At 68.3% G+C, this 8,548-nt stretch carries 9 protein-coding genes and 1 pseudogene; 3 read left to right on the top strand and 7 right to left on the bottom strand.

Annotated features, from left to right (window positions below; genetic code table 11):
- Window positions 1–155 precede the first annotated feature (155 nt).
- Window positions 156–383: pseudogene (locus ABZZ74_RS51250) on the bottom strand (PhoU domain-containing protein); the annotation flags it as partial.
- Window positions 384–1,172: 789 nt separating this feature from the next.
- Complete coding sequence (locus ABZZ74_RS51245; RefSeq protein WP_356951003.1) at window positions 1,173–2,723, bottom strand: hypothetical protein; 1,551 nt, start codon at window positions 2,721–2,723, stop codon at window positions 1,173–1,175.
- Between the two features lie 225 nt (window positions 2,724–2,948).
- Between ABZZ74_RS51245 and ABZZ74_RS51240 the strand changes: the two genes are divergently transcribed.
- On the top strand, window positions 2,949–3,098 hold the full coding sequence (locus ABZZ74_RS51240; protein WP_356951002.1) for a hypothetical protein: 150 nt from the start codon (window positions 2,949–2,951) through the stop codon (window positions 3,096–3,098).
- Window positions 3,099–3,228: 130 nt separating this feature from the next.
- On the opposite strand, the gene ABZZ74_RS51235 is transcribed toward ABZZ74_RS51240, so the two are convergent.
- Window positions 3,229–3,597, bottom strand: a complete 369-nt coding sequence (locus ABZZ74_RS51235; RefSeq protein ID WP_356951001.1) for a peptidoglycan-binding domain-containing protein — start codon at window positions 3,595–3,597, stop codon at window positions 3,229–3,231.
- A gap of 257 nt (window positions 3,598–3,854) precedes the next feature.
- Between ABZZ74_RS51235 and ABZZ74_RS51230 the strand changes: the two genes are divergently transcribed.
- Window positions 3,855–4,673, top strand: coding sequence for a GNAT family N-acetyltransferase (locus ABZZ74_RS51230; protein WP_356951000.1), 819 nt, complete (start codon window positions 3,855–3,857; stop codon window positions 4,671–4,673).
- 2 nt (window positions 4,674–4,675) lie between these two features.
- Here the strand turns inward: ABZZ74_RS51230 and ABZZ74_RS51225 are convergent, their stop codons facing one another.
- On the bottom strand, window positions 4,676–4,882 hold the full coding sequence (locus ABZZ74_RS51225) for a hypothetical protein (protein WP_356950999.1): 207 nt from the start codon (window positions 4,880–4,882) through the stop codon (window positions 4,676–4,678).
- A gap of 33 nt (window positions 4,883–4,915) precedes the next feature.
- The gene (locus ABZZ74_RS51220) at window positions 4,916–5,236 is read right to left on the bottom strand and encodes a hypothetical protein (RefSeq protein ID WP_356950998.1); all 321 of its coding nucleotides are present in this window, start codon (window positions 5,234–5,236) and stop codon (window positions 4,916–4,918) included.
- A 171-nt stretch (window positions 5,237–5,407) separates the two neighbouring features.
- Between ABZZ74_RS51220 and ABZZ74_RS51215 the strand changes: the two genes are divergently transcribed.
- Entirely contained in the window at window positions 5,408–5,962 is a 555-nt protein-coding gene (locus ABZZ74_RS51215; RefSeq protein WP_356950997.1) for a DUF402 domain-containing protein, read from the top strand.
- A 297-nt stretch (window positions 5,963–6,259) separates the two neighbouring features.
- Here the strand turns inward: ABZZ74_RS51215 and ABZZ74_RS51210 are convergent, their stop codons facing one another.
- Window positions 6,260–7,111, bottom strand: coding sequence for a VWA domain-containing protein (locus tag ABZZ74_RS51210; protein ID WP_356950996.1), 852 nt, complete (start codon window positions 7,109–7,111; stop codon window positions 6,260–6,262).
- A gap of 131 nt (window positions 7,112–7,242) precedes the next feature.
- Window positions 7,243–8,376, bottom strand: a complete 1,134-nt coding sequence (locus ABZZ74_RS51205) for an IS630 family transposase (protein WP_356950995.1) — start codon at window positions 8,374–8,376, stop codon at window positions 7,243–7,245.
- Window positions 8,377–8,548 lie beyond the last annotated feature (172 nt).

Genomic DNA, 8,548 nt, shown 5'->3' with positions numbered 1-8,548 from the left:
CTCCGCTCGGACCGCGTGATGGCCCGGGACCCGGCCCCACACAACGCCCGGCCCCGGCCGGGCCGCCCGCGCATGCACGGTGCCCCGTTCGCCCTCGCCAGGCCCACCACCTGGGGAGATCCGCAGGCCGAGACCCGGACCGACACCACTCGCTACGGCACCGCGACCGGCTGCTGGCGGGCCAGTACCGCGATCGTCCGCTCCTCCAACTCCCGCTGAAGCGCTTCGACCTGCTCTTCGGTGGAGGTGACGCTCTGCGCCTGCTGCAGGTCGGCGTCCAGCAGGGCGCCGGTGACCCGGCCCATGGCCGAACCGACCAGGTTCGCCATCTCCACCAGCGCCTCAGTGATCGACTCCAGTTCCTTGTGATACGCCGCGCGCATCCCGTCCTCACCGCCCAGTCCGCAGCCCCGTCTTCACCGGCTGCCAGCCTCGCACACCACTCAGTGCGCAGGCAGTACGGTCCGCAGACGCGATTGCCCGCCGTGCTCCTGGACGTTGCCGTGCGGCACCTCGGTGGTCGTGTTCGGGGAAGAAGACTCCGGTCCCGTCCCTTCCGGTGCGAGGGTGAGTGCTGGATGTGGGCCCCATGCCGGTCGGCACGTCGAAGCGTCGCACGTGCGAGTACGAGCGCTGCCGCCGGCTGCTGCCGAAGGACGCTTCGCCGCGTCGCCGCTACTGTGGACCGAACTGCGCCGCCGGCGCGTACCGGATGCGCCGCCGACGCGTACCGGATGCGCCGCCGACGCGTACCGGATGCGCCGCCAACGCAAGCGGGCGTGGGCGCTGATGACGACCACCATCGGCGCCACGGTGGCGGAGTATCTGGGCACGAGGACGGGGCCGCAGGGGCAGCTGCTGGCGGGGCAGCGGTGCGGCGGCCCGGCCCCTGCCGGGTGGTGCTGTGGGCGGGCGTCCGACGGCGGCGCACGGCCCGGTACTGCAGCGCGCGGTGTCGCCAGGCCGCCTACCGAGCACGGCACAGGGACGCGCGGTGACCATGACGCGGTGCCGTAACGGATACGCCGACGCGCCGGACTGTGTGACGGCACAGCCTCATGGTCAACGTCTGCCCGGCCCTGTCGCCGAGGCCCTCCCGCCGGCGCACGGCCGCCGGGAGGAATCTCCTCTTCCTGCGGCTGTCGCGCCGGAGGGATCGACTGTTTAGATCTTCAGTCCGGGTTGAGCGGAGACTGCAGCCATCCTCCCCACCCGTCCAGCACACCGATCCAGTGCGGCAAGGAGACTGCCAGAAGCGTGCAGATCACTCCGGTCCAGAACAGCAACCCCGCTGCGGCCCCTTCGCCTACCCTGCCGTACATACCCCCCTGGTAGTAGGACAAGAGATCCCATTCGTCCATGCCCACGAACATGGCCACCCCCAGGCCGACGAGTACGACGACCGCGATGAGCGAGTAGACGGCCAGCTGCCAGACGGCGTTGTGCTGAGCACGCGCCAGCTGACCGAACCCGGAACCGAGCATCGTGCTTACGGCAGCCATGACGACGAGCGCAGCGGCCAGCGTGAGATGGCTCAGCCAGAAGTCGTCAGCGCCTGAAGGCGAATAGCCTCCCGGAAGGGGCGGGGGCGGGATGGGGTAGCCGTCTCCCGCCCCAGGCGGTGCTGCCGACGGCGCTGGCGTTCGTTCTCCGGGGCTCGCCGACAGCGGCGGGGGCACCGGCACATCGGCGTTGCCAGTGTGCCCTGCATGTCCTTGCGGTTTGGCGATTGCAACGTCTCCGGGATCCGTTATCCCAGGTGAGGAGGGGGATGCATTTCCCTCTGCACCCCCGGGCCTTCCGGTGCGGACGGCAGCGAGAGTGTTCCCCAGGCGCGCCTGGGCGAGTTGGCGTTCCGTCTCGGCGAGGCGGTCCTTCAGCTTGCGAAGTTTCTTGTCTGTCTTCGCGCTCTCCTGCGTGGCGAACACGGCACGGGCCCGTGCCGCCGACAGATCGTCCTGCATCTGCAGGCGTTCCTCGCGCGCCGTCTCCCGCGCCATCTCGCAGTCGGCGTACACCCGGTCGTATCGGTCCTGCCAGTTCTCCAGCACGCGCTCGGCCTCTGCCACCCGCTCCTCGAGGTCGTGGATGCGCCGCTGGGCCTCCGCCAGTTCGGCGGTCACGCCCGCCGCGTCCGCGGCCGCGTCCGTGAACCCCTCCTGCAGCCTCTTCAGCCGCTCGGCTGTCGTGCGGGCCTCCGCCAGATGTCCTACCAGCCGCTCTCGCGCCGCACGCCACTGAGACCAACCGTCGAAGGCCTCGGCGAGCTCCTTCTGCGCCTGGGCGTAGGCGTGTTGGGCCGGCTCGCGGGACTTCTGCGCGGCCGCCAGCAGCCGGAGGCCTTCTGCGAGCTCCGCGTCGGAGACCGGCTGGACGAACAGCAACTCGCCCTCGTCCTGACCGGTCCTGATGTGGATGTTGAGCGCGCGGACAACCGCACGCAACGAGGCAGGGCGCGGCAGGTGCTCACCCTTCAACCAGCGCGAGAGCGTCGTCTGGTTGACGGTCAACCGCGGCCGCTCCACCCCGTTCTCTTGGATGTCGGCGGTGGCCTGCGTGAGCGACGGCCACCCGCCGCGCTGCAAGCACCGCCGGAACCAGGCGAGGAACGCCTCGCACTCAGCGGTCGGCTCCGCCCTCACCACCTCCCCGCCCCGTGCCGGTTCCGTGGACAGCTTCCACAAAGCCGGATCGTTGGATCCCTGACCTGCGCCGTCATCCATGTGCATCCCCCCTGCGCCGCCCCCGCAGCCGACGAATTCCCTGCACTTCCCTGCTGCGGCTTCACGGAACCTGTTGACCCCATATTCCCTTTATGGGTGCGCGCGGAACCGTCAGACCGGGTCTGCGGCACCACAGCCCCGGCCTGACGCCGGGAACGAAGAGAGCCCGCCGCAGGGCAACTTGGCGGAAGCGACGCGGCGGGACCGGAACCCAGGGGGCTCCATATGAACGGTCAGATCGACGTCCGGACCGTCGTCCTCATCATCGTCGGGGTCGTCGCCGGATGTCTCGCCTACCGGGCGCCGGACATCGGCGTCGCACTCATGGTCGGCGTGGGAGTCGTCGGCATCCTCCACGTCCTGCTGGGCAACTGAACTGCGGCAGAGTGCTGGACTCGCCTCGACAGCGGGCCCTCCCCCGTTGTGGCGGTTCGAGTGGCTTCGTCGGTGACGGCTACGTCACGGGGCAATGCGGGCGACCGCTCGCTGTAGCTCTTCGGCCGTGTCAGCTGGGGACGACGTTCCAGCAACCAGATCGGAGCCAGAGGGAGTTGTTCTCGCTGCTCATCGCCTGATCGTAGGACCAGCCAAGCCAACCGCCCGTGTCAGGACCCACGATCCCGTCCTGAGCGATCCTGAAAGCGGCCTGGAAGTTCTTCACGGCCTTCAGGGTCGCGGGGCCGAAGATACCGTCCACTTTGAGGCCAGCCGACGATGTCACGTTCAGGGCGTTCTGCACGCACTTGACTCCGGCCGTGTTGCGGGACCACTCCGCGATGTTCGGTACCCCCGGGCGGGCGACAGCGCTGCCGGGAAGGAGGGTGATCGCCGTGATGGCGGCAGCGCATAAGGCCAAAGATGCTTTTTTCGGCATGAGTTCCTCCATATCCGACTCTGCTGTGGAGTGACAGCTTTCGGTACCCAGGAGGAGGGGTCAACCAAGTGAGCAGATCTTCGCCACGGCGCTCGGTGCATCCACGAGAGCGGGAAACTGGCTGTACGCCCCATCGCGCTCCCTCGCCTTCCTAAAGCACCGGCATGATGGCGGCCGCGTCCGGGGCATCTGTCGGCGGTGGGTGTTCAGAGGGCTGCTGGCCGGGGGAAGGGTGCGGTGACAGGGGAGGAAATACCGTGGGGAAGCGGAACGGGGTACGCAAGGGCGCCCGGCGATCGGGGAACCCAGCGCGTCGTGAGGCCGAGCGCCTCTTCTCGGGGAACGTGATGGGCGAGCACATGTACGCGGTCCCCGTCACAGCCGACCGGGCGGCGATGCAGCCGGGAGAGGTCATTCCGGTGAGCGTCCCGGGTCTACCGGACGGCATCATGATCCGAGACGCGGTCCCCGCCGACGCGATCCCGCTGGAGCCGGTGATCCGGCTGGCCGACCCGGACAACCCCGACGGCTCCTGGCGGGCGCTTCCCTCCGTGATCGACCAGAGCCTCGATCCGCACAAGCCCACGTACGCGCGGGTGGTGGAGGAAACGTCGTCCGGTGCACTGGTCGGCGGCATGCTCACGCTGCCGGCGACGTGGGCCTTCACCCACCCCATGCTGATGGGATCACCCAACGTGCACATCATCGCCGGCCTGGTCGCCTGCCTGGACTCCCTTGCGGTGGTCGACCAGTGGCGCGGCAAGGGCGTCGCACGCGCCCTGGTGGCTGAGGCGGAAAAGGCAGCCGGCTCGCACCAGACCGGGAAGCTGGGCGCTGCCGTCCTCTACGTCACGCACGAACCGGAACTGACGGACTTCTACGCCGGGCTCGGCTTCACCCTCTCCCCCGACGGCATCGGCATCCCCACCCCGGCCGGGCTCATCTGCCACGGCCCGATCAAGGGCTTCCGTTTCTCTGTGAAGCCGCTGCGCACCGGCGTCCAGATGGAGCCCCTGACTACCCCTCAGGGCCGGCAGCTGGTCGTCCGTGGCGTGTTGCCCGTTCCTGCGCGCTGACGTCAGCGGCGGGTGACGGCGTAGCCCGCGTCGTTGACGGCGCGGGTCCACACATCGCGGTCGAACCGCTTGCTGATGTCCGGCTGCATCTCGGTGATGGTACGCATCCGGGCCTGCCAGTCGTGTCCGGCCGGACCGCGGCTGCCGTCGCACCTGGAACAGCCGTCCTCGCCGTGGATGTGGCCGGCCATCCATACGTTGACCGCCACGTTGACGATAACCGCGTACAGGTCACCGCCGGTCTACGCCAGGGGGTCCGGGACGCCGGCAAGGACCAGCGCGAGTTCGGGGTCGTCGATCGGCGGCATCGGGGCCTGGCCCACGCCCTTCTCGCTGCTGCTTTCCTTGAAGGCGTTCGCACTGTCGGCGAGACGGTCGGCGAGGGCGGCCGCGTCGAAGTACCGCCAGGCGGAGCGCACCTGGATCCGAAGCCGCTCCGCCACGGCGCTGATGTTCTTCTCGATCGTGTCCTCAACCGTCGACGGCGCGAGCCTCACTACCCGGTGGGCCAGCTCCGCGAGCGTCTGGGCAACAGCTTCCTTGAACGCCTTCGTGTTCCGCACCACCGCATCGTAGGCGCGCCGGCGTCGCCGCCGAGCGGCTTCAACCGCAACGGCCGGCAACGACGTGCAGGTCGGACGGTGTCGTCAGTGGCGGCTGCCACCATGCCGCGAGGCCGCCGTTCCTGCCGAGGCGGACCGGCTGGACCTACTGGGTCATGAGAGAGTCACGAGGTGACCACGCCGCCTCCCATCGAGAATGTCTCGGTCCTCCATCGGACGGGTCAGTGGTGCCCCGGGCGCCGGATCGGGGAGGTTGTCGCCTACGACGTGCGGATCCTCCCCGAGTACCAGGTGCCTGGACGGCCGACCGTCGATCGCAGCTACCTATTGCTCGACCAGGGCATCCAGTTGACCAGGCCCGTCGTGTTCGAGGGCCCGGTAGAGGGTTGGTGGTACGTCGACCTGGTCGAGATCGAACGTACCGAGGCTGGACTTGTCGTCCATGATCTCTACGTTGACTTGCTGATACCGCCCCGTGCTGAGCGCTACCACGTCCTGGACCTCGACGAGCTTGCCGATGCCCTCAGCGGTGGGCAGATCACAGCGGCCCAGTGCGCCACCGTTCTCAGCAGAACCCAACGTTTCATCGACCGGCACCTGCGCGGCACCGAAAAAGGTTCCGTTGATCCTCCGCATCAGTTTCCGCCGGCCAGCATCGCAGAACTCGAGCCGCTCCCTTGCTTTCTTGAACAAACACCAAGGACCGGCATGCAGCCAGGAACATGACTTGGTGCGGATCGCTTCGAGAGACCTCTGGCCAGGGAGATTGACTGATCGCGTGTTAGCCGACGGCGCCGTCTTCTACCGTCTTGCGTAGGAGCAAGAGGCGCCCGATGGCCTCGATTATCGAGGAACTGTAGCGTCGCGAAGACGCCGCCCGCGCCGAAGCGAACAGGCTGCGAGAACAGATCGAACACGTGGCCCAAGAGCTGGCCCGCGCTGAGGAACGCGCCTCCCGCCTGGCGATCGCCCGGGAAGAGGTCGCCGACGTCCTCGACGAAGACGCCTCCCCGGACGGGTCTTCTAGAAGTTGGACACGACGTTGGTGAGGACGTTGGCGATGGTGTTGGGGTCGCTCGCCTTGTAGGCGTGGGCGTGGGTGGCGTCGGCGATCTGCTGGAGTGCCGTGGTGTCGGCGTCTGCGCCGTAGGCGATGGTGAAGACGCGGACCGGCTTGTCGGTGCCGCTGATGGTGCTGAGGAGTCCTTCGAGGTCGGACTGTCCGCCGGGCGGGGGGTCGTTCTTTCCGTCAGTCAGGACGAGCACGGCGTTGATGGCGCTGGTGTCGTAGTGGTCGCGGAGGGTTTTCACCGCGTCGCCGATGGTGGTGTACAGCGCGGTCGAGTGGTCGAGGCTCAGTTTGGCGACGTCGGCCTCGATGTGGGCGCGGTGGGTGGTGCCGTCGTCCTGCGTGGTGCCCATGGCGGCGAGGTCGTCGTCGGTGACGTGTTCGTCCGAGAAGTGCCACAGACCGACTCGGTCGCGGTCGGTGAAGCCGTCCAGCAGGGGGCCGTGAGCCTGCTGGACGAGGTCGAGCTTGGTCAGTTCGGTCTTGGAGTAGGGCCAGTGGCCCTTGGCGTTCTGGCCCATGGAGCCTGAGGTGTCCATGAGGATGAGGACGTTGGCGGGCTTGCGCAGCTGCCGCCACACGGTCAGGACCTTGTCCAGCACGGTGGGTGAGGGGGCCTGGAGGGGCTGGGGCAGCGGGGTGTCGGGCAGGGCCCCGTTGGCGCGGGGCCTGGAACCGTGGACACACGCCTCCAGCGGCCCCGCATGCCGTTCCCGCAGGTCACCCCGCAAATCCGCCGACCACGTGTGCCCGCCTACTGATGAAGTCGGGTGCAGGGCGAGCACGCCCACGAGCAGATAGATCACCCCGCGCGCGGCGAACCCGCCCGCGCGGCCGCTTTCACCGCGAACCCCCGGGCGGCTTTCTGCGCCCCGACCCTGCCGTCCCGCGCCAACGCTCCCGCGTTCATCCCGGCCTCCCGTCGCCTAGTGCCGCATCAGGCAACGTTCGCCCTGTTGACTACCTCGCGGAGGCGTTCGTCGGCGGCGTGCTTGTTCCGCCAGATGATGTAGCGGCGGATCATGCTGCCCTGCTCCTTGTGGCTGGCGTGATCCGTGCCGTCCAGCGCGAAGTAGCGCAGGGCGGTGAACTGAGCCTCGATACGGTTCAGCCAGGAGCTGTTGGTCGGCGTGTAGGCGAACTCGACGTTGTTGGCTGCGGCCCAGTCGCCGACTCGGGTGTCCTTCTTCGTGGTGAGGTGTGGGGAGTAGTTGTCGAGCACGATCGCGATGCGGACCTTGGGCGGGTAGAGGCTGCGCAGGTAGCGGCAGAACTCCAGGAACCTCGTGCGGTGCTTCCTCGGCTTGATGTGGCCGTAGAGCCTGTCCCGGGCCAGGTCATAGGCGGCGAAGAGGTGGCGGACCCCGTGCGGGCGGGTGTAGGTCGCCCGCCGGCGGGGGCGGGGTTCCCGGTCGGGGTCCTTGTGCTGGCCGCCGCGCTCGGTCCACTGCCGGCCGGGGTGGGGCTGGAGGTTGAGCGGGCCGAATTCGTCGAGGCATAAGACGACTTCGGGTTCGCCGTCTTCGGGTATGACCTCACCGTCGGCGATGGCGTAGAGGTGCTCGACGCGTGCCTTCTTGGCGGCGTAGTCGGGGTCGCGGGACGTCTTCCAGGTCTTTATGCGTTGAAACGAGACGCCCTCCTCGCGGAGCAGGACCCGAAGGCCCTCGTGGCTGATGTCGTCGACCACCCCCTCCGCGACCAGGAAGTCGGCCAGCTTGGCCAGGCTCCAGGTCGAAAACGGCAGGCCGTGCTCGGCGGGCTTGGACTTGGCGGTCTTCTTGATCTCCCGGCGTTCGGGGAGGGTGAAGGTCTTGGGCCGGCCGCCCTTGTACTTCGGGTAGAGCGAGTCGAAGCCGTCGGTGTTGAAGTTGTGGATCACGTCTCGGACCCGGTCCGCGCTGGTGAACGTCACCTCGGCGATCTTCACCACGGGCATGCGCTGCGCGGACAGCAGCACCATCTGGGCCCGCCGCCAGGTCACCACCGACCCCGTGCCCCTGCGGATGATCCGCAGCAGGCGCTGCCCCTCGTCGTCATCGATCTCCCGGACCCGTACTCGTTCTGCCACCCGCCCAGCCTGGCGACACCCCGCCGTCCGGACCAGCATCCGAACGGCGCGTCACATCACCACAGGGCAAAGGTTCTCTGATGCGGCACTAGTAGCGTGTCGCTGCTTAGTTCCGGTGTGTGGGGCTGAAGGGTCGGCGTCTGGCAGATTTCCCTGCCTCTGCCTGATAGGA

Source organism: Streptomyces sp. NPDC006476 (assembly GCF_040612015.1).
Taxonomy (GTDB): domain Bacteria; phylum Actinomycetota; class Actinomycetes; order Streptomycetales; family Streptomycetaceae; genus Streptomyces; species Streptomyces griseorubiginosus_B.
The sequence above is the reverse complement of the archived record's forward strand: the minus strand, read 5'-3'. Positions and strand labels throughout refer to the sequence as shown.

What these genes read in the sequence shown, in the direction of transcription:
- ABZZ74_RS51245 (WP_356951003.1), bottom strand. Translation starts at nt 2,723, where the DNA reads ATGGATGACGGCGCAGGTCAGGGATCCAACGATCCGGCTTTGTGGAAG.
- ABZZ74_RS51240 (WP_356951002.1), top strand. Translation starts at nt 2,949, where the DNA reads ATGAACGGTCAGATCGACGTCCGGACCGTCGTCCTCATCATCGTCGGG.
- ABZZ74_RS51235 (WP_356951001.1), bottom strand. Translation starts at nt 3,597, where the DNA reads ATGCCGAAAAAAGCATCTTTGGCCTTATGCGCTGCCGCCATCACGGCG.